16 protein-coding genes are annotated in these 19067 nt (G+C 64.2%); 7 read left to right on the forward strand and 9 right to left on the reverse strand.

All coding sequences use genetic code 11. The annotated features are described in order from the left end of the window. Positions 1-20: 20 nt before the first annotated feature. The 6 genes from QA645_RS28415 to QA645_RS28440 all read right to left on the reverse strand — a co-directional run bounded on the left by QA645_RS28415 (position 21) and on the right by QA645_RS28440 (position 4994). Complete coding sequence (locus QA645_RS28415) at positions 21-455, reverse strand: cupin domain-containing protein (RefSeq protein WP_283044765.1); 435 nt, start codon at positions 453-455, stop codon at positions 21-23. 21 nt (positions 456-476) lie between these two features. Then, entirely contained in the window at positions 477-899 is a 423-nt protein-coding gene (locus QA645_RS28420; protein ID WP_283044766.1) for an OsmC family protein, read from the reverse strand. 114 nt (positions 900-1013) lie between these two features. Then, on the reverse strand, positions 1014-1862 hold the full coding sequence (locus QA645_RS28425; RefSeq protein ID WP_283044767.1) for an enoyl-CoA hydratase/isomerase family protein: 849 nt from the start codon (positions 1860-1862) through the stop codon (positions 1014-1016). Between the two features lie 65 nt (positions 1863-1927). Next, positions 1928-3241: an epoxide hydrolase family protein gene (locus tag QA645_RS28430; RefSeq protein ID WP_283044768.1), complete on the reverse strand. Its 1314-nt coding sequence runs from the start codon at positions 3239-3241 to the stop codon at positions 1928-1930. A 256-nt stretch (positions 3242-3497) separates the two neighbouring features. Beyond that, complete coding sequence (locus tag QA645_RS28435; RefSeq protein ID WP_254192912.1) at positions 3498-4187, reverse strand: VOC family protein; 690 nt, start codon at positions 4185-4187, stop codon at positions 3498-3500. Between the two features lie 135 nt (positions 4188-4322). After that, positions 4323-4994: a sensor histidine kinase gene (locus QA645_RS28440; protein ID WP_283044769.1), complete on the reverse strand. Its 672-nt coding sequence runs from the start codon at positions 4992-4994 to the stop codon at positions 4323-4325. 329 nt (positions 4995-5323) lie between these two features. Between QA645_RS28440 and QA645_RS28445 the strand changes: the two genes are divergently transcribed. The 6 genes from QA645_RS28445 (at position 5324) to QA645_RS28470 (ending at position 11991) form a co-directional block, all read left to right on the forward strand. Next, positions 5324-8161 (forward strand): winged helix-turn-helix domain-containing protein, encoded by a 2838-nt coding sequence (locus tag QA645_RS28445; protein ID WP_283044770.1) that lies wholly within the window; start codon positions 5324-5326, stop codon positions 8159-8161. A gap of 118 nt (positions 8162-8279) precedes the next feature. Continuing rightward, positions 8280-8987 (forward strand): hypothetical protein, encoded by a 708-nt coding sequence (locus QA645_RS28450; RefSeq protein ID WP_283044771.1) that lies wholly within the window; start codon positions 8280-8282, stop codon positions 8985-8987. 198 nt (positions 8988-9185) lie between these two features. Further along, the gene (locus QA645_RS28455) at positions 9186-9884 is read left to right on the forward strand and encodes a type 1 glutamine amidotransferase domain-containing protein (RefSeq protein WP_283044772.1); all 699 of its coding nucleotides are present in this window, start codon (positions 9186-9188) and stop codon (positions 9882-9884) included. A 111-nt stretch (positions 9885-9995) separates the two neighbouring features. After that, positions 9996-10136, forward strand: coding sequence for a hypothetical protein (locus QA645_RS28460; RefSeq protein ID WP_254130380.1), 141 nt, complete (start codon positions 9996-9998; stop codon positions 10134-10136). 45 nt (positions 10137-10181) lie between these two features. After that, entirely contained in the window at positions 10182-11132 is a 951-nt protein-coding gene (locus QA645_RS28465; RefSeq protein WP_283044773.1) for an alpha/beta hydrolase, read from the forward strand. Between the two features lie 118 nt (positions 11133-11250). Further along, positions 11251-11991: a hypothetical protein gene (locus tag QA645_RS28470; protein ID WP_283044774.1), complete on the forward strand. Its 741-nt coding sequence runs from the start codon at positions 11251-11253 to the stop codon at positions 11989-11991. Positions 11992-12003: 12 nt separating this feature from the next. On the opposite strand, the gene QA645_RS28475 is transcribed toward QA645_RS28470, so the two are convergent. Further along, a complete protein-coding gene (locus QA645_RS28475; protein ID WP_283053380.1) occupies positions 12004-14733 on the reverse strand; it encodes a winged helix-turn-helix domain-containing protein in 2730 nt (909 codons plus the stop codon). A gap of 445 nt (positions 14734-15178) precedes the next feature. Between QA645_RS28475 and QA645_RS28480 the strand changes: the two genes are divergently transcribed. Continuing rightward, positions 15179-16183, forward strand: coding sequence for an AraC family transcriptional regulator (locus QA645_RS28480; protein ID WP_283044775.1), 1005 nt, complete (start codon positions 15179-15181; stop codon positions 16181-16183). A 5-nt stretch (positions 16184-16188) separates the two neighbouring features. Here the strand turns inward: QA645_RS28480 and QA645_RS28485 are convergent, their stop codons facing one another. Continuing rightward, complete coding sequence (locus QA645_RS28485; RefSeq protein ID WP_254192905.1) at positions 16189-16440, reverse strand: hypothetical protein; 252 nt, start codon at positions 16438-16440, stop codon at positions 16189-16191. A gap of 146 nt (positions 16441-16586) precedes the next feature. Next, complete coding sequence (locus QA645_RS28490; protein ID WP_283053382.1) at positions 16587-19064, reverse strand: two-component system VirA-like sensor kinase; 2478 nt, start codon at positions 19062-19064, stop codon at positions 16587-16589. Positions 19065-19067: the final 3 nt, after the last annotated feature.

Here is a 19067-nt window from a genome sequence, read left to right on the forward strand (position 1 = left end):
TCAATTCGGATGATCTGACCTTACTGCGTCGCCGTGTGCAAGCGAGGGTCATCATGATCATCGTGATACTCCAGACCAAGCGGTCCGATCGCCGACACCTGCGTGATGTATTCGCCGGACTTCGCCCAATGAAAATGCCAGGTCTCGCCGGGCAGGACAATCACGCTGCCCGGAGGATAGGCTTTCACCCGATCGCCATCGAAGCTCTCACCGAGTCCGATGTAGAAGACGCCCGACACGACCGTATAGATCCGGTCCTCCGGATGCTTGTGCGGCATCAGCTTGGTGCCGCCGGGCACCCTCACCCGGACCACATAGGGGCCGGGCTCGGTGGGATGACCGACCATGACGGCAAGCCGCGCCCCAGGCGGAAATGCTGGAAACGGCTTCCAGTCGATATCCTCGGGCAGGATCGCCCGGAACCTGTCTTCATCTGGTTGATGCTGGCGTGGCATGATGCCGTCTCCGCGGGTTGGCTAGGTCAATTTCGCGTCGAGCGTGATCGTCGCGTTGAGCACTTTCGATACCGGACAGTTCTTCTCGGCCTCGCCGGCGGTCTTCGCAAACCCGGCATCGTCGAGGTTCGGCACCTTGGCGCGCAGGGTCAACGCCGACTTGCTGATCTTGAATCCCTTCCCATCGGGATCGAGGGTGACCGCGGCCTCCGTGGAGAGCTCAGTCGGCGTGAAGCCCGCGAGCTGAAGACCGAAGGCCAGCGCCATGGTGAAACAGCCGGCGTGGGCGGCTGCGATCAATTCCTCGGGATTGGTGCCCTTCTCGTTCTCGAAGCGCGTCTTGAACGAATACGGCGTCTCGGCGAGCACGCCGGATTCGCTCGATAGGTGGCCGGTGCCGTCGCGACCGGTGCCCTGCCATACTGCTTTTGCCTTGCGGATCATCTGTTTTCTCCTTGATTGCTTGTCGTCGTTTGGCGGCGCTCCGCACCGGTGGAAGGCTAGCCCGGCGTCACTGCCGTGTCGCCCTCCAAGCGGTCGAACGCCGCAGCGGTTCCATCAGATGCCGATCTGTCCGACGTGGAAGCCCAGCCGGTTTTCGACATCGCCCGCGCGATGAAAACCACGCGCCATGAGCGCCTTGATCCGGGTTTGGCTCGCGGCGCGACCAAGAGCTCCCATGAACGCGCCCCACTCCGGCTTGATTTCCTCATCCGGCGGCAGGCTTGCGACATCGACCAGACGCTTGGTCTCCGTAATCGCGTCCTTGTCGAAAGTGGCGATACGCATGGCGAGCGCCTCGACGAAGCCATCGAGTTCCGTATCCGGCATCGACCGGTTCACGTAACCATAGCGTTCGGCAAGATCACCATGGATGTCGTCGGCGCTCAGCAGGACCTCCAGCGCACGGCCGCGGCCCATCAAGCGCGGCAACCGCGCCATCGGCCCGCCGCCAGGCACCAGGCCCGCACCGACCTCCCATTGCGACAGGATCGCCTTCTCGCGACTGGCAAAGCGCATGTCGCTTGCGAGCGCGAGCTCACTGCCGACACCGGTCGCGCGGCCCCGGATCGAGGCAATCGACACCACCGGTGCACGGCTCAGGCGCACCAGCATGTCGGGCAACGCCTGGAGCCCGGTTGGCCCCGGCGGGATGCTCAGAGAGTCCTCCAGCGGCGCCAAGAAGTCGTAATGCGTGATGAAGAAGCCTTCGACAGCACTGTCGAACACTACGACCTTCACCTGCGGATCGGTTTCGATCGCGGTGATGATGTCGTTGAGCAATGGCAGGTGCTTCGGACCAAAGATGTTCACCGGCGGCATGTCGAAGGTGACGCGCCAATATGTCGGCAGGCGCCGCTCCAGTCGGATCTGGTCTGTTGTGAAGGTGCGTTCGGGACGATTCATGATGTGCACTCCTGATGTGGTCTTGAAGGGCGAAGACGCGCGTAGCCCCGTGCGTCCTGCTTGCCTCAGATCGATTGCCGCAATGGACGGAACGCCGTGCGCATTTCGGCGCAGAACAGCGCGGGCTGCTCCCAGGCCGCGAAGTGGCCGCCCTTGTCGAGGCGGTTGTAGTGAATCAGCTTGGGATAAGCCTTCTCGGCCCAGCTACGCGGTGCGGCGTAGATCTCGTCCGGGAAGACGCTGACGGCGACCGGGATGTTCACGTGCTTGGGCGCGAAGAACACCAGCTTGTTTTCCCAGTACAAACGCGCCGACGAGACCGCCGTGTTGGTGAGCCAGTAGAGCGTGATGTTGTCGATGACGTCATCCCGCGACAGCCCTTCGGCCTTGCCGTCGAAGGCCCGCGCGATCATCGCGGTGCTGCGCGCGTCGTGATCGAGCATCCATGACGCCAGGCCGGCCGGCGAATCGACGAGGCCATAGAGCGTCTGCGGCCGGTTCGACATCTCGATCGCGTAGCCCAGACCGTGCTTGTAGAAATCGTCGAGCTGATCGTAGGCATAATTCTCGTCCGCAGAGAGACCGGACGGCTTCGACCCGCCGGGCTGAAGCGCCTTGGCGATGTCGTCGGGAACGGTTGCCGGCATGTTGGTGTGAATGCCGAGCAGCTCCGGCGGCGCCAGCAGCGCCATCTGCTCCGTCACCGCATTACCCCAATCGCCGCCCTGCGCAACGTAGCGATTGTAGCCGAGCCGCTTCATCAGCACGACCCAGGCGCGTGCTACACGCTGCGGATCCCAGCCGAGCTCGGACGGCTTGCCGGAGAAGCCATGACCGGGCAGCGAGGGGATCACAAGGTCGAACGAGTCCGCGGCCTTGGCCCCATGTGCGGTCGGATCGGTCAGCGGGCCGACGATCTTCATCTGCTCGATGACCGAGCCCGGCCAGCCATGGGTCACGATCATCGGCAAGGCATTCTCGTGCCTGGAACGCACGTGAATGAAGTGAATGTCGACGCCGTCGATCTCGGTGACGAATTGCGGCAAGGCATTCAACCGCGCTTCCATCTTGCGCCAGTCATAGTCGGATTGCCAGTAGCGCACGAGTTGCTGGACGGTCGTGAGCTGCACGCCCTGCGACTGGTCGGTGACGATCTCGCGATCCGGCCAGCGTGTCGCTGCGAGACGGCGGCGCAGATCGAGCAGATCTTCCTCAGGCACGTTGACGTGGAATGGACGGATTGCGCCGCTTGCGGCGGCCTTCGCCGGATGCGTCGGAAACAGGCTCGCCGTGCTTGCTGCAACAGCTATCATCGCGGCCTGGCCCAGCAGTTGACGGCGGTCGGGGTTCATCATGTCGGCTCGTGTTTGCATCGTCATTTTGGATCTCCCTGGCTCTGGTCTGTGACGTTGACCGAAATTCGAGATCGACAAATCGGTTCGTCCTGAAAAACAGATTGGCTCAGACACCGGCCGTTGGCTCGTTATGGATTGTTAGGCTGCGTTAGCCGTTGCGAGTCGCCGTGCCGCAGCGCTGCAAGTTGACGAGGGACGATCTTCGGGACCTAAACGCATCACGGCGCGCGATGAACCATCGCGCGCCGTGACCATCGATCCAGCCATCCATGCTCGCGATTTAGGTCGGCAGCGGCTGGCCCGCTTGCTCGCGCACGATGTAATCGGCGTACCAGTCCTGCCAGTTCTCGTCGTGCACGCCGGTGCGCTTCTCGTGCTCACCATGCGCCGCCGCCGCGCGGCGCAACGCGCGCGCAAGTTCGCTTGACGAGGTGAATGTGGTGTCCGTCGTATCGATACGACCGGGCAGCCGCGTGGTGATTTCCTGGAATAGCCAACCGTTGCCGTCGGGATCCCTGAAAGAAGCAAACGAGCTGTAGCTGCCGCGTTTCGGATCAGCGCCGTTGAGCCGGACAGTGCCGAAGAGATACGGCTCGTCCGTTCCGGCGTGAACATCGCCGCCACCATGGAAGGATTCGCTGATCTTGACGCCACGCGCGAGCAAATCCTGCCGTGCCGCTTCGAGATCGGAGACGATCAGATACAAGCCTTGCGCCGAACCGGGCGCCGCTGGCGTGACATTCTTGCCGAAGATCACCGAACAGGCCGAGCCCGGCGGCGTGAACTGGATCACGCGCCAACCGTCTCCCGAGGCGAAGTCGGCATCCAGCCTCCAGCCCAGATTCGCATAGAAGGCTTTCGCGCGATCCACATCCGACACGGGGATCACGACGACCTCGAGCTTGAGGTCGACTGTGCGCGATTTCGCTGACTGGGCGTCGGCGGGACGATTGATCTCGGTGGTGGTCATGTCGAACTCCCTGATTTGAGGTACGGGCTCGCGACCGAGACCCGCTTCTGAGACCACGACTTTCGCGAAAGTTCGGGAATAATGCTCGTTATGGGATGTTATTGCTCGTTAGCGATTGCGAGCGCGGCCGCTTCCTCAGGCGACAGCGAGCGGCATTGCTATCGTCACGCGTGTGCCGCCCTGCCCGGCCTCGCCCTGCATCCGGGCATCGATGCTGCGCGCCAGGCCTTCCAGGATCCGGCTGCCGGCACCCTGAAGCGGCCCGGTCGCGCCGACACCATTGTCGGTGACCGCGCAGAGCCAACCGCCCTCGCGGCTCGCCACCTCGATGCGGATCAGCGCACCCTTCTTGTTCGGAAAGGCATGCTTTGCCGCATTCGTGACCAGCTCCGTCAGCATCAGTGCAAGCCGGTGACACTGCCAAGCCGGCAGGGCGCCGCTCTCGATCGATGCCTCGCAGCGGACACCCGCCGGTTCCAGCACCGCCTCCGACAGTGCTCCGCAAAGCCCTCCGAAGAAAGCCTCGATGGAGACCATCGCAAGATCGTCATTGTCGGACAGAAGTTGGTAGAGCCGGCCGAAGGCAACGATGCGCCGCTCCAGCCGGTCAACGGCGACCGACATGTCCCTGGTCCCCGCCCGCGTGAAGTCGCGGCGGACTGACGCACCCAGGAGCGTCAGGGTGTTCTTCATGCGATGGTGCGACTCGCGCAGCACGAGTTCCCAATCACGCGAGACATCGTCGAGACTGGCGACAAAGTGAGATCGAACGCGCCGGTCGTTCGTCCGAGAGCTGATTTCGGGCATGATAGCCTCCCCCGTTGGAAATAGGCCTAACTCGAGAACTATACTGATACAGTCGCGCGGCTCACGCTCGTTAGACGTTGCAAGATTGTGTTATGATCGCCTGCGCATGACGGCGGCAAAACATGACTGCTGCTTGGAGCATTCCGACACTGACGGACTTTTCCCGATCACGGCATAAGCCGTTCGCGTTTAAGCGAAATTTGTAGCGTTTCGTTCGAGCAATCCTGCGTGTGTTGCTCGATTTCGCCGCTTTCGACCGATTTACTCACGGTCTCGTTCTGGTAGATCAAACAGACAGAAGCACTTTCCTTTCATCGGAATCATGGCGCGTGCCGGACACCAACGACCAGGACTCAGCCATTTCCTTCGGGGCCTTTCGGCTGCTTCCCCGGGCGCGGCTGCTCGAGAAGGATGGCGTGCCGCTTCATCTTGGCGGACGTGCGCTCGACATCCTGATTTTTCTCGCGGAACGTGCCGGCGAGGTGATCGACAAGCGGGAATTGGTCAAGCGGATCTGGGCCGATGTGAATGTCGATGAGGGCAGCCTGCGTTTTCACATCACGTCCCTGCGCAAAGCGCTGGGCGATGGCGGCGAAGGCTCCCGTTACGTCGTCAACGTGCCCGGCCGCGGCTATTGTTTCGCCGCGCCGCTGCTTCGCGCCGCGCCTGCGGAGAGCCGGCCACACGCGCCAGTGTCCCAGGTCCGGTCCATACCTGCCCCGCTCGCGAGGATGATCGGCCGAGACGACGCCGTCGAGAAGATCGCGGCTGAATTGTCCCTGCATCGGTTCGTCACCATCGTCGGCCCCGGCGGCATCGGCAAGACCTCGGTCGCACTTGCGGTCGCGCATGGTCAGCATACGGAATTCGAGGGGCAGGTCTGCTTTGTCGATTTCGGCGCGCTGACGGAGCCGCGGCTCGTTCCCGGCACGATTGCCGCCGCGCTTGGCCTGACCGTCAATTCCGACGACCCGATCCCGGGGTTGCTGACGTCATTGCGCAACCGCCGGACGCTGCTCGTCCTCGACAGCTGCGAGCACATCATCGACGAGCTCGCTCCGCTGGCGGAGCGCATGGTGCGGGAAGCCGAGGGACTGCATGTTCTCGCCACCAGCCGCGAGTCCTTTCGCACCGAGGGCGAACGGGTGTACCGGCTGTTTCCGCTGGATTGTCCGCCGCAACGCGACGGGCTCAGCATGGCCGACATTCTGGCCTATCCGGCGAGCCAGCTTTTCGTCGAGCGGATTGCCGAAAGCCTCAGCGAATTCGAGCTCAGTGAAGAGGATGCGCCGCTCGTCGCCGATATCTGCCGGCGTCTGGACGGCATTGCCCTTGCGATCGAGCTTGCCGCCGGACGGGTCAATGCCTACGGGATCGCCGGCACGGCCTCGCTGCTCGACAGCCGTTTCTCGCTTCTGTGGCGGGGGCGCCGCACCGCTATACCCCGGCACCAGACGCTGAGCGCGGCGCTGAGCTGGAGCTACGACCTCCTGCCCCAGGCCGAGAGCGCGACATTGCGCGGCCTGTCGGCATTCGTCGGGCCGTTCACGCTCGAAGCTGCGCTCGCGGTCGCCGCATCTCAGGGCATCGACGAGGCCGAAGCGGTCGAGGCGATCTCGAATTTGCTGTCGAAATCCCTGATTGCGACGTCGCCGGCAGAACGACGTCTGAGATACCGCCTGCTCGATACGACCCGCGCCTTCGTGGGCGACAAGCTCATCGAGAGCGGAGAAGCGGCCCGCGTGGCGCGCGCCCACGCGGAATATTTCCGCGACTTCCTGCACGACATTTCCGTGAAATCGACGGGCATGCAGAGCGCGGGCGGCTTCCTGCCCTATGCCGACCATCTGCCGAATGTGCGGGCCGCGCTAACCTGGAGCTTCTCGGAGCACGGCGACCGCGCGCTCGCCGTCGACCTGGCCGCTTCGGCCGCGCAGTTCTTCCTCGAGCTGACATTGCTGACGGAATGCCATAGCTGGACCCAGCAGGCCCTCGCCTCGGCCGATCATTTCGACAGTCGCAAGGAAATGACTTTGCAGGCGGCGCTCGGCGTCTCCGTGATGTTCACGCAAGGCAATACGGACGGCGTCCGGTCGGCCTTCACGCGAAGCCTGCAACTGGCCGAGGCCCTCGACGACCTGCACTGGCAGCTCTGGCTATTGCGCGGACTGCACATCTACCTGACCCGCGTCGGAGATTTTCACGGCGCGCTCGGCACCGGCATACAGGGCGAAGGCGTCGCCAGGAAGCTGAACGACCCCACCAGCACCCTAAACGTCGAATGGATGCTGGGCGTGGCGCATCATCTGATCGGGAATCAGGACAAGGCCGTTCAGTTTTGCGAGAGCGCGATGGTGCACAATCCGGGCTCGCAGCGACTGAATATCGGCCATCTCGGCTATGACGACCGCATTGTCGCGCTGGTCGCCCTGGCGCGTGGGCTCTGGCTCAGCGGCCGGCCCGATCGTGCCATCGAGGCGGCGCGATACACGGTGCGCCAGGCCGAGCAGCTCGAGCAACCCCTGACGCTCGGCATTTCCCTGATCTGGACCATCTACGTGTTTCTGTGGGTCGGCGACTGGGCCAGCGCCGAAAGCCTGATCGATCGGCTGATCGACCATTCCGCACGGCACTTCCTCGGCCCTTATCACGCCGTCGGCATTGGCCAGAAGGGCGAACTCCTGCTCCGCCGCGGGGACATCGCCACCGGCATCGAGCATCTCCGCCGCAGCCAGGCGACCCTGTACGCCACGCGGCACCGGATCATGACCACAGTGTTTGCAACGGCGCTCGCGGAAGGCCTGGCGGCCCAGAACGAGTCCGAGGAGGCTTTGCGCACGATCGACGAAGCCATCGCCCAAATCGGCGATCACGGCGAATCCTTCGACATGCCGGAAATGCTCCGGGTCAAGGCGGACATCCTGGTCCAATCCGCGAGGGCAACGGAGGCCGAAACCTGTCTCCAGCAATCGCTTGCCTTGTCGCGCCGGCAATGCGCGCGCGGCTGGGAGCTGCGGGGGGCCATGAGCCTCGCCCGCGTCTGGCAGCGGGCCGGACGAAAGGGCGATGCGCAGGCCCTGCTCGCGCCGCTGGTCGGGCAATATCAGGAAGGCCTGTCGAGCCGCGACCTGGTCGCGGCCAAGGGGCTCCTGAACGCGCTGAATTAGGAGCATCTTCAACGGGATACCGTGCCACTGGGCTCTTGCAACTCCTAACAACTTCTAACACGCCAAGCCGCCCCCGCCCCGCCATGGTGACGACAATTCATGGTGGATGCAGTGAGACATGGCACTTCTTGACGATGCGATCGACGCCTGCGGGGGCTTGGCCCGCTGGAACAGCTTGAGCCGGTTCACGCTGCATCTTTCCGTTGGTGGGGCCCTGTTCTCCGACGCCGGACATGCGCGCGAATTCAAGGACGTCACCGCGGAGGGATCGACGCGGACGCAATCGGTCCGCTTCACCGGCATCACCGGCGGCGAGCGGTCCGGCGCGTTTGCGCCCGACGCGATCACGATCGAAAGCCTCGATGGCCAGGTGCTGCGGACCTGGCGCAACCCCAGTCTTGCCTTCCCGACCAATGGCACACACGCGCTGGCGGACGAACTGCATCTGGTCTTCTTCTGCGGCGTCCAGATCTGGAACTATCTCACCACGCCGTTCCTCCTCGCCCGTCCCGACGTCGCGATCGAGGAGCTGCCGCCGTGGCAGGAGAACAGTGAGACCTGGCGGCGCCTACGCGCGCAATTCCCGCCGGGCCTGATCAGCTTCGCGTCCGAGCAAGTCTTCTATTTCGACGGCAGCGCGTTGCAGAGACGGACCGATCACGATCTGCTTGGCGCACGTGTCGCGCACTACTCCTGGGCCCACGAGAGCTTCAACGGCATCGTGGTTCCAACCCTTCGGCGCACGCTGACGCTGCAACCCGAAGGCGCGGTCGTCGCCAAGCCAGTGCTGATCGACGTCGAAATCTTCGACGCCGTCTTCGAATAACGACGCGAACGGCAACAAGCCTGACCAACACGGCCCTCTCACCACCTAACAATACATAACGGGCTAACAGCCCGGCCCGGGTGCAGATTGCGTCTCACCAGCAGCGAACAACGTTGCGGGCTCGAACGAGACCTACGCCGGCGCAGTTCCGTCGCGACGGGCTGCGTCATCCAGCGAACGCAATCACGGGAGACAGCTATGAAAGTATTGATGGTCATCACCTCGCACGACGAGTTGGGCAACACCGGACGCAAGACCGGTTTCTGGCTCGAGGAGCTTGCGGCGCCCTATTTCGTCTTCAAGGATTCCGGGGCCGAGATCACACTCGCCTCGCCGAAGGGCGGTCGTCCGCCGCTCGATCCCAAGAGCAACGAGCCCGAGTTCCGCACGGACCTCACGCTCCGCTTCGAGAAGGACGCTGCCGCCGAAGCACAGCTCGACAAGACGGTTCGCCTCGACAGCGTCAGGCAGGAAGACTTCGACACCGTGTTCTATCCCGGCGGCCACGGCCCAATGTGGGATCTCGCCGAGGACAAGGATTCGGCCAAGCTGATCGAGTCCTTCATCGCCGCCGGCAAGACGATCGCGGTGGTCTGCCACTCCACCGGCGCGCTACGCCACGTCAAGGCGCCGAACGGCAAGCTGCTGGTCGAAGGCAAGGAAGTGACGGGCTTCACCAACGGTGAAGAGGAAGAGGTGGGGCTCACCAAGGTCGTGCCCTTCCTCGTCGAGGACGAGATGCTCAAGCTCGGTGCCGTCTTCTCGAAGACCGCCAATTGGGGCGTTCACGTCGTCAAGGACGGCCTCCTGATCACCGGCCAGAACCCGCACTCGTCCGGTCCGGCGGCACAGGCACTGCTCGCTGCACTGGCCCAGCAGGCCAAGTCGGCCGCCTAAGCACGCGCTCCAGGAGAGGTGCAACGAGCACCTCTCCATCCCCTTCAAAATTGAAACGCGCGCAACTCCATCGCTGGCAATGGCTGGGTATTCCAGGAGGTCACCGCGCGATTGACCGGGCATATCGAGGACGGCGACGAGAGCTTTACGCCGGAGCTGACAGATGTCGTCCGCCGCGCGGAGGCTGCCCGGCACGGCCGTGAGGGAATAAGCGACCTCGGCCTCAAGTCCATCATGGTGGCCGCTGGATAACACGGCTCCCCGACCCATCTCTCCAAATACAAAAGGCGCAGCGCCATGAACATCCCGACCTTGCTCACCCTCTCGGCCACTCTTGTCGGCATGGCGCTGCCCGCCTCTGCCCAAGACCTGCGGTCCAGCCGGCGCTCGATCAGCTATCACACGGTCGACGTCCAGGGCCTCAAGATCTTCTATCGCGAGGCCGGGCCGGCGGATGCACCGACCGTGCTGCTGCTTCACGGCTTTCCCTCCTCCTCGCGGATGTGGGAGCCGTTGCTGCCGCTGCTTGCGGACAAGTACCATCTCATCGCGCCCGATTATCCCGGCTTCGGCAACAGCAGCGCACCGCCACCATCTGGTTTCGACTACACGTTCGACAACATCGCCGGTGTGATCGGCGAGCTGACGGGCAAGCTTGGCCTGAGCAATTACGTCCTGTTCATGCAGGACTACGGCGGTCCTGTCGGCTTCCGGATGGCGCTGGCGCACCCCGAACGCGTCCGCGCCATCGTCATCCAGAATGCGGTGTCGCATGAGCAAGGCCTCAGCCCGCTCTGGGCTGCGCGGCGGAAATACTGGGCCGATCCGGCGCACGAGCTCGAAGCGCTCAAAGCCAACTTTACGTCCCTCGAAGCGACGCGGCAGCGGCACCTCGGCGCGAGCCCGCGCCCGGAGCGCTACGACCCCGACACCTGGACCGACGAATATGCGTTCCTGACCCGTCCCGGACAGCCGGAAATCCAGACCACGCTGTTCCTCGATTATCGCACCAATGTCGCGTCCTATCCGAAGTGGCAGGAGTGGCTGCGCAAGACCAAGCCGCCGACGCTGGTCGTCTGGGGTAAATATGATCCGTCTTTCACCGTTGCCGGCGCCACCGCCTATCGCGACGACGTGCCCGATGCCGAGGTTCATATCCTGGAAGCCGGCCATTTCGCGCTGGACGAGGCAACCGATGAGATCGCGTCGCTCGTCCGCGACTTCCTGGCGCGGCTCGACGGCCATTAGCACCGCGCGCCCAACGGTGCCGCCCGGGATGCGCCCCGCCGGCAGCTCAACGGCGCTTAACAACGCTTAACGGGCGGCCGCCTGCGTTCGGGCCTATCGCTATGGAGTGACATCACCCATGCGAGAGGGAACGGCCAGGATGATTCCGCTGCTGGCAAATGCGATCGAAGCCCATGGTGGCCTGAGCCGATGGAACGCACACAGGCGCCTCACCGCCACGATCGTGACGGGAGGGGATCTGTGGGCGTTGAAAGGCCTCGATCAGGATCAGGATCCGCGCACGATGCGGATCGATCTGCATCGCCAGTGGGCATCGCTCGAGCCGTTCGCGAAGCCCGGTCAGCGCACCGAGTTCAACCCCGACCGCATCGCCATCGTCACCGCGGATGGACGTATCGTGGCCGAGCGGAAGAACCCACGCGCTTCGTTCGCACGGCACGACATGCGGACGCATTGGGATCCACTGCACCGCGCCTATTTCAACGGCTACGCGCTATGGACCTATCTGACCACGCCCTTCCTGCTCGCCATGGACGGATTCGAGGTGCGCGAGATCGCGCCCTGGCGCGAAGGTGCCGAGATCTGGCGCGGACTGCGCGCGAGCTTTCCGGCAGCGATCGCAAGTCACAGCCTCGAGCAGGACTTCTATTTCGGCTCGGACATGCTGATCCGGCGGCATGACTATCGAGTCGAAATCGCCGGACATTTTCCCGCCACGCAATATGCGTCTGATCCCGTCACGATCGGCGGGATCACGACTCCGACGCGTCGGCGAATCTATCTCCGCGACGACGATCTGATGCCGATGCGCGATGCGCTGATGGTGTCGATCGACCTCTCGGATGTCCGGTTCGACTGAGAAATCATCCCTTCAGCCCTCGTCCAGCATCGCCCGCGCCGCTCTTAAATCGGCGGTCTCAAATCCTTCCGAGAAGCGCGCGTGGGTTTTGGCGAGATCGTCGAGCGGATTTCGAACGCCTTGACGACGCCGCAGCCGCGCCAACGACATCTCACTTCGCAACCGCCAGGACAGGGCCCCCTGCCGCTCGGCCATCGCAATCGACGCGGCAAAACTTGCTTCTGCAGCGTCCAGTTCGTCACCGCGCGCCTCAAGCTCGCCGCGCAGGCGCAGGAGCTCCGGCATGTCGAAAGCCGCGCCCTCGGGCCCGATGCGAGCGATCATCTCTTGCAGGACAGCACGTCCCTCCGCCGATTGACCGAGCGCAGCCAGCCCCTGCGACAGTTCCGCAATGAAGGCCGATGCGTAGAGTTCGTAACGATCCGCGTGCAGGCGTGGCAGCGCGGTTCGCAGCAAGTCGATCCCCTCCCTCACATTGCCGCGGGCGATCATGGTCTGGGCCCGAAAGCCGGCCGCGACGGCCTCGTAAGGCGCGAGCCCATGCATGCCGGCATGCGTCGCGAGCCGCCCGGTCAACGCCTCGACGGTGGCCCAGTCGCCGACCCAGCCAAACACCGAGGCCGACCAGCACAGCGCAATACAATGCATCACGACGTCGCGTGGCGCAGCCGCGCCGACGAGCGGACGGACGCATTCCACCGCACGGTCGGGGAAGCCGCGCAACCACAGCACCCGCGCCAATGGAATCTGCGGCGTGCGCGAATAGGCAAAATGTCCAGGTTGCGCCCCGCGCAGCGCCGCGTCGTCGCGCACGCCCTCGTCCAAATGGGCTTGCGCCTCGGTCTGGTTGCCGACGAGATGATAGGACACGCCGACAAGGGCCTTGCTGCCGGCGATGCCCGCGGTATCGCCGATCAGACGCGCGACCCGCTCGGCCTCCAGCGCGATCGGGACCAGATGCCGGAAATCGCCGGTTCGGCGATAGAACATGTTGAGCCGCGACAGCAGCCTGAACTTGTTGGCGTGGTCGCCGAGCGCATCCGCGATCTCCAGACCGTGCTTCAGCGCGCTCTCGGCCTGCTCGCTGTTGCGTTCGGTGAACATGAAGGCGTGGCCGAGCGCGGACTGGAGCTCGAGCTCCCATCTGCTGCCGCGGCTGGTGTCGTCGAGCATCGCGAGCGCGCGCTGGGACCACAGCCGCGCCTCGTTGAGCAGATTGAGTTCGACGAACAGCCGGGCGCAACTCCCCGCCAGCAGCACGCGCAGATCGGCGCCAAGATCGTTGGCATAGCTCCATTCCAGCGCGGCACGGGCATCGGCGAGCAGGCTCGCGCGGCTTTGCGAACGCGAGGCCTGATCGCCGCCCGCCACCTCCATCATGCTGGCTTCCAGCGAGCGCTGAACGTAGCCGGCATGCCGGCGTGCAACCGCTTGCGCCTCGCCGGCTTCGACCAGCTTCTGGAGAGCATACACGCGCGTGGCGTCGAGCAGGCGGTAGCGGCGCGAAGCGCCCTCCGGCCGTGTCGACACCAGCGACTTGGCCACCAGTTGCTCCAGCGCATCGACGACACGTTCGACCGGCTCGTTCTCGGCGGCCGCGACCGCGATCGCGTCCTGAAGCGTGAAGGAGCCTGCAAAGACGGCGAGGCGCTGAAGCACGATCCGCTCGGCCTCCCCGATCAGACCAAAACTCCAGTCAAGCGTCGCGCCGAGGGTCTGTTGCCGCGGCGGCGCCGTGCGCCGGCCGCGCCATTCGAGCTTCAAACGACTGTCGAGCAGCGCAGCCATCTCCCGCAACCCGTACACACCCACGCGCGCGGCGGCGAGCTCGATCGCGAGGGCAATGCCATCCAGCTTGCCGCAGATCTCAGCAAGGATCTCCGCGTCCTCATCGGGGACGTCGGACCTGTGACCGGCCGCGGCGGCGCGCTCCATGAACAGGCGTGCCGCCGGATAATTCACCATTTCGTTTGCGCTGAGACCGGCCCCCTGCGGCGGGCCCGGCAGCGGAACGAGCTCGAATATCTGTTCGCCTTCCACCAACAGCGACTCGCGGCTGGTCGCGAGAAGGCTGACGCCCGGAGCCTCGCGGTGAATGGTCTCTGCGAGGCGTGCGACCTCGTCGATCACATGCTCGCAACTGTCGAGGATCAGCAGCAGGCGGCGGCCGCGCAGAAAGCTGACGACACTGCCGGTCGGATCGGAATGATGGACGACGAGACCCAGCGCGGCGGCCAAAGTGCTGGCGACGAGCGCCGCGTCCTTCAAAGGGCCGAGGTCGAGAAAATGGACGCTGCCCTCGAACGTCTCCCACATCTCGTGCGCCAGTGCGATCGCGACAGTGCTCTTGCCGATGCCGCCGGGGCGCCTGAGCGTGACGAAGCGCTCACTGAGCAGGCGCGATGCCAGCTCCGGCAGCACGTCCTCCCGGCCGATCATCCTGTCCAGGCGATGGGGCAAGGACAAGGGCGACGCCACGCTTCCGGCAACCTGCGGCGCAGGCTTCGACGCCGGCCGGATCTCGCCACGTTCCACCGTCGCGACGAAGCAATAGCCGCGGCTCGGGATGTTCGTGATGTAGCGAGCGCCGTCCTTGCCGTCGCCCAGAACCTTTCGAAGCTCGGCGACGTGGACCCGCAGGCTGATCTCCTCGACGGCCAGACCGGACCAGGCAAAAGCCAGAATTTCGTTCTTCGGCACGACCTCGCCGGCCCGGCTTATCAGCAGGCGCAAGATGTCCATCGCGCGGCTACCCAGCTTGACCGGCACACCGTCGCGCTCGAGCAGGCGCGACCGCAGGGAGAACGGCCCGAACGAAACCGCGTCGAGATCGAGGCTCGCGAAACCTTTGCCACGAGGGGCATTTTCCAAGGGGAGCTCGGTCACTTGCGGTTCACGGGGCAAACTCGATCGACGCGAGCACGAGCAACATCTGCGTCATGGAACGGGACGCAGCAATGACGGACACGGCAATACCGCCCTGCGCCTGATCCAAACCTTTGAAATATTGGCAAGAATCCAGCCTCCCGCGACCAGCTGCCGCACCACGTCCGCTCCCACACAATCTAACACATCCTAATCACCCCTAACGGGCTTCCAAGCCTGCTCGCGCCTATCCTGCCAGCATACCGAGGATGCGAGTTCACCGGTCATAGCGAACGACCGCAAAGCTCAGAAGGAATAAGCGATGCTGACCGAATTGCACGAGACCCACGCCCGGATCGATCTCCCGGCCGGCCCGAGAGATCACGAAGGACCTCACGTGGCGCAGGCAATCGCCCGGGAAGCCAAGTGGCGTCAGATCGTTTGCAGCGGGCAGGCTGCCCTGGACGATGTCACGATCTCGCGATGGGACGACCCACGGGAGGCCTCGTGGCACGCAGCGACGACGCCGTCCGACCGATATTTCGTCGGCATAGCGTTGAAGACGACGCGTGCCATCCTGACCAGGGAGCGCCGGATCATCTTCGACGGCACCATGCCGTCAGGGACCCTGTACGTCAGCGCACCGTCGAGACAGCTGAGCGCCCAATTCCAGGCGCCCTGCGCTTTCCTGCACGTCCACATCTCTGCGGAGCATTTCCCGACACGATGGGCGCAGGGAGCAGCTGAAGGGCTCGACGACCTCGTTCTGTTGCGCGATCCGCTCGCCGCGGGCCTTGCCAAGGCGCTCGCCGAGCAAGGCGACGCCGCCGGTTACCGATTTGCCCATTGCATTGGCCAGATTCTCGCCATGCATCTGGCCCGGCCGGAATTGCCGCGCGCCAAGGTCAATGCTCTGCCGAAATGGCGCCTGCGGCGCGTCGAGCAACATATCGCCGCTCATTTCGAACGCAGTATCAGCCTGTCCGAGCTCGCCAATGTTGCGGGTCTCTCGAGGATGCATTTCGCCGCACAGTTCCGTGCAGCGACCGGATACCGTCCTCGCGAATACCTGCTCAATCATCGAATCGAGCATGCAAAGTCGCTGCTGACGACGACGCAGCGCCCGCTGGCCGAGATCGCACTTGCCGTCGGGTTCAGCACCCAGGCGCATTTCTCGACCGTGTTCAAGCGCATCAGCGGCCAGACGCCGGCGCGATGGCGCGCCGCCGCCAGGAACGAACGGCCCGAGCCTGAAAGCCTGCCGCGGCGCAGGCTTTCGCCGGACAAGGATTGGGTCATCAGTGGACCTTACGCAAATGCGCTGTGAGGCCTTCAACAGCCGCGACAGATGACTAGCTTGCGATCGATCTCCGCGTCGAGCCGCCGCAGCTCCAGATCCGACGATGACAATTGCGTCGCTCCGGCCACGTCGCTGAGGCGCGGCTGGCGATGACCAACGGGAGCCTGCCCCGGCAAACTGAGGGCGAAGCGATGGGTTGTCATGTCGGCACTGCCGGCGACGACAGGCGCCGAGCCCAACAAAAGCGAGGTAGCCACGCTGATCAAGCCAAGTCTTTTCGACATCATCCTTCTCCTATCGCAATCACGATCGGTCGTTCTCAGATGAACAACCGAGGGCAATCGATAGAAGCTGCGCGCTACATAGTGACTTCGTGTCCGCGAGATCGCGTTACCGGTGAAACTGCCCGATCGCGAGCCGACAAATTGCGCTAGCGAGCAGTCGCGATCTGTCGCAATCCACTGCCGGCCGGCGTTGTGGCCAGACATCGTGCAAGCGTCATGGCGAGCTCGGACGACATCAGCGGGTGGTGAACCATCCCGGTGATTCCGGACGCGGCCAGAAGGTGCGCGGCGAGATCGTGCGTCGACGGGCTTGCGAGGATGATCGGCAAGCCCGGTGCCGCCCTGTGCAGCGATGCCGCGAGATCGAGCGAAGAACCACCCGGCAAGTGACACACCAGTGCTGCGTCGAAGCGCGCCCGAGCCGACCGGCACGCCGCCTCGGCCTCAGCAAGCCCTGTGAAACCGACCGGCTCGTAGCCGAGTGCCGCCAGGATCTCCTCGTGGCGCAACAAGCGCCTGCGATCGGTCTCGAGCACCAGGATCGTCTCGCCTGCGCCCCGAAACGCGAGAGGCGGTGCCTGTTGCAGCGACACCGGTTCGCGCGAACCATCGGACGGCAGCCATACATCGAAGCGGGTCCCCTCACCCGGCGCGCTCTGCACGGCGACTGCGCCACCATGCTGTTCGACGATCTCGCGAACCGTTGCCAGCCCAAGACCGGTGCCATCGATGCGCGTCGTGAAAAACGGTTCGAAAATGCGCTCCAGCGTGGCATCGTCCATCCCGGGCCCGGGGTCCGAGACCGAGATAACGACGAAGCGGCCCGATCCCAGGTCGGTCCGTCCGATCCGCAGCGGATGGATGACTTCGCGCTCGGCGATGCGCAGGTCAACGAAGCCCGGCTCCTCCAATGCCTGCGCTGCATTGTTGCAGAGATTGAGAATGACCTGCTGCAACTGTTCCGGTTCACCCGATACGGTCGCGGTCTCAACGCCCTGGCTGATCGTGAGCTTGACGTGCGATGGCAAGGATGCGGCGAGAAGAGCTGCAGTCTCCGCAACCAGCACCTCGACGCGTACGCGTTCCTGCCTGCCCCGGCTACGCCGGCCGAAGGTCAGGATCTGCCCCACCAGTTCGCGTGCCCGCTCGCCGGCCCTGCGGATTTCGGCAAGGCTCGCCGCAGGCCGGCTTCCCGGCTTGATCCCGCTATCGGCCATTTCGACATAACCGAGGATCGCGCCGACGATGTTGTTGAAATTATGCGCGATGCCGCTTGCGAACGTACCGATCGTTTCCATCCGCCGCGCCTGTTGCAGGCTTGCCTCGAGCCGCTCCTTCTCCTGCTCCAGCTTCACGCGCCGCACGGCATTGCGGATGGCATCGAACGCCATGCGGAAGAGCGCAAACTCGGCCCATTGGCTCAGCGCCGAGGCCTGCACCGCCTCGAAGCCGAGAATGGCTCCCTGTTGTTGTCCCGACAGGGTCTTGATGCAAAGCCAGCCGCGAATACCGGCTTGTTCGAGGAGATTCATCACATCGTGGGGATGTGACGGTCTGACCTTGGGAATATAGATGATGACGTCCTCGCCGCCGTCGAACCGCTGGGCCAAGCCAAGCGCCCGCTCCGGCCACCCCTCGTCAAGGCGCACGCCGTCGCGGGACCATCTGTAGACATTCCCGTTGGTCGCTGACCGCCAAGCGAAATAAGCCCTGTCTGCACCGATGCACCCCGCCAGCTCCTCCAGTGCGTGCTCGACATGATCCCTGAGCTCGTCTCCGTGCGAATAGATGAAACGCATCGAGATATTTGCGATCACATGCTCGAAGGCGGCACGACGTCGTAGCGCCCTGGCACGCGCGCGCAACAACAGACCGAAATACACCAGGCCACCGAGCAGCAGCAGCGAGGTGAGATACTGCAAAAGACGATTTTTGCGCGCTGCCGCTCGCGCGCTGAGCTGGCGCTTGATGATCAGGGCGTGAACAGCGTCCTGTTCGCGGTTGCTGGCTTCGGCGACCACGGCTTTCAGAATGCCATCCACCGCCGGAAGCAGGTCATGCAACAACTGGCCGTGCGCAATGATCGCGTGTATCGAGCCCGCCTCGTCGGGCGGCGCCTGCAGCAGGGCCAGTCTGTCGAGCTGGCCCTGCACCTCACCGGCACCGGCACTGGATGTATCGATCGTCAACTGCAGCATGGCAGCCGCAAGCGCGGAGACGCCCGCGACCAGCGGCTTGTCATCCGACGCGGAAAGACGGGCGCTGAACATGCCGAAATAGGCAAAGGAATTCTGCAGCAGCGCATTCTGGCTCTTGAACTGCTCGATCAATTCCTCCTGCCGGCGGGCGCGCTCGGCCAGGATGTCGATCGCGGCATTCTCCTCCCTGTCCGAGCCCGCGGCTTCGCGCAACCGCACCACCGCGGCGTCATAGGCCTCGACCATCCGCACCAGGGCGTCATAGTTTCGTGACAGACCGGCGCGCGATGTCAGGACTTCGCGGCTCATGCCGCGTTCGAATCGGGTGAAATCCGCGAGAGCCTGCGTCTGGCGATCATAGCGGTCCGAATTCAGGTTGAGGCCGTTGAAGAGAAGCCAGGTCAGCAGCGCCAGCAAAAAGGACACGCC

The organism is Bradyrhizobium sp. CIAT3101, from assembly GCF_029714945.1.
GTDB lineage: Bacteria > Pseudomonadota > Alphaproteobacteria > Rhizobiales > Xanthobacteraceae > Bradyrhizobium.

Coding starts and splice junctions, on each gene's coding strand:
- QA645_RS28470 (WP_283044774.1), top strand. CDS start 11,251: ATGCGAGAGGGAACGGCCAGGATGATTCCGCTGCTGGCAAATGCGATC.
- QA645_RS28475 (WP_283053380.1), bottom strand. CDS start 14,733: ATGGACATCTTGCGCCTGCTGATAAGCCGGGCCGGCGAGGTCGTGCCG.
- QA645_RS28415 (WP_283044765.1), bottom strand. CDS start 455: ATGCCACGCCAGCATCAACCAGATGAAGACAGGTTCCGGGCGATCCTG.
- QA645_RS28450 (WP_283044771.1), top strand. CDS start 8,280: ATGGCACTTCTTGACGATGCGATCGACGCCTGCGGGGGCTTGGCCCGC.
- QA645_RS28425 (WP_283044767.1), bottom strand. CDS start 1,862: ATGAATCGTCCCGAACGCACCTTCACAACAGACCAGATCCGACTGGAG.
- QA645_RS28485 (WP_254192905.1), bottom strand. CDS start 16,440: ATGTCGAAAAGACTTGGCTTGATCAGCGTGGCTACCTCGCTTTTGTTG.
- QA645_RS28480 (WP_283044775.1), top strand. CDS start 15,179: ATGCTGACCGAATTGCACGAGACCCACGCCCGGATCGATCTCCCGGCC.
- QA645_RS28440 (WP_283044769.1), bottom strand. CDS start 4,994: ATGCCCGAAATCAGCTCTCGGACGAACGACCGGCGCGTTCGATCTCAC.
- QA645_RS28465 (WP_283044773.1), top strand. CDS start 10,182: ATGAACATCCCGACCTTGCTCACCCTCTCGGCCACTCTTGTCGGCATG.
- QA645_RS28455 (WP_283044772.1), top strand. CDS start 9,186: ATGAAAGTATTGATGGTCATCACCTCGCACGACGAGTTGGGCAACACC.
- QA645_RS28435 (WP_254192912.1), bottom strand. CDS start 4,187: ATGACCACCACCGAGATCAATCGTCCCGCCGACGCCCAGTCAGCGAAA.
- QA645_RS28430 (WP_283044768.1), bottom strand. CDS start 3,241: ATGACGATGCAAACACGAGCCGACATGATGAACCCCGACCGCCGTCAA.
- QA645_RS28420 (WP_283044766.1), bottom strand. CDS start 899: ATGATCCGCAAGGCAAAAGCAGTATGGCAGGGCACCGGTCGCGACGGC.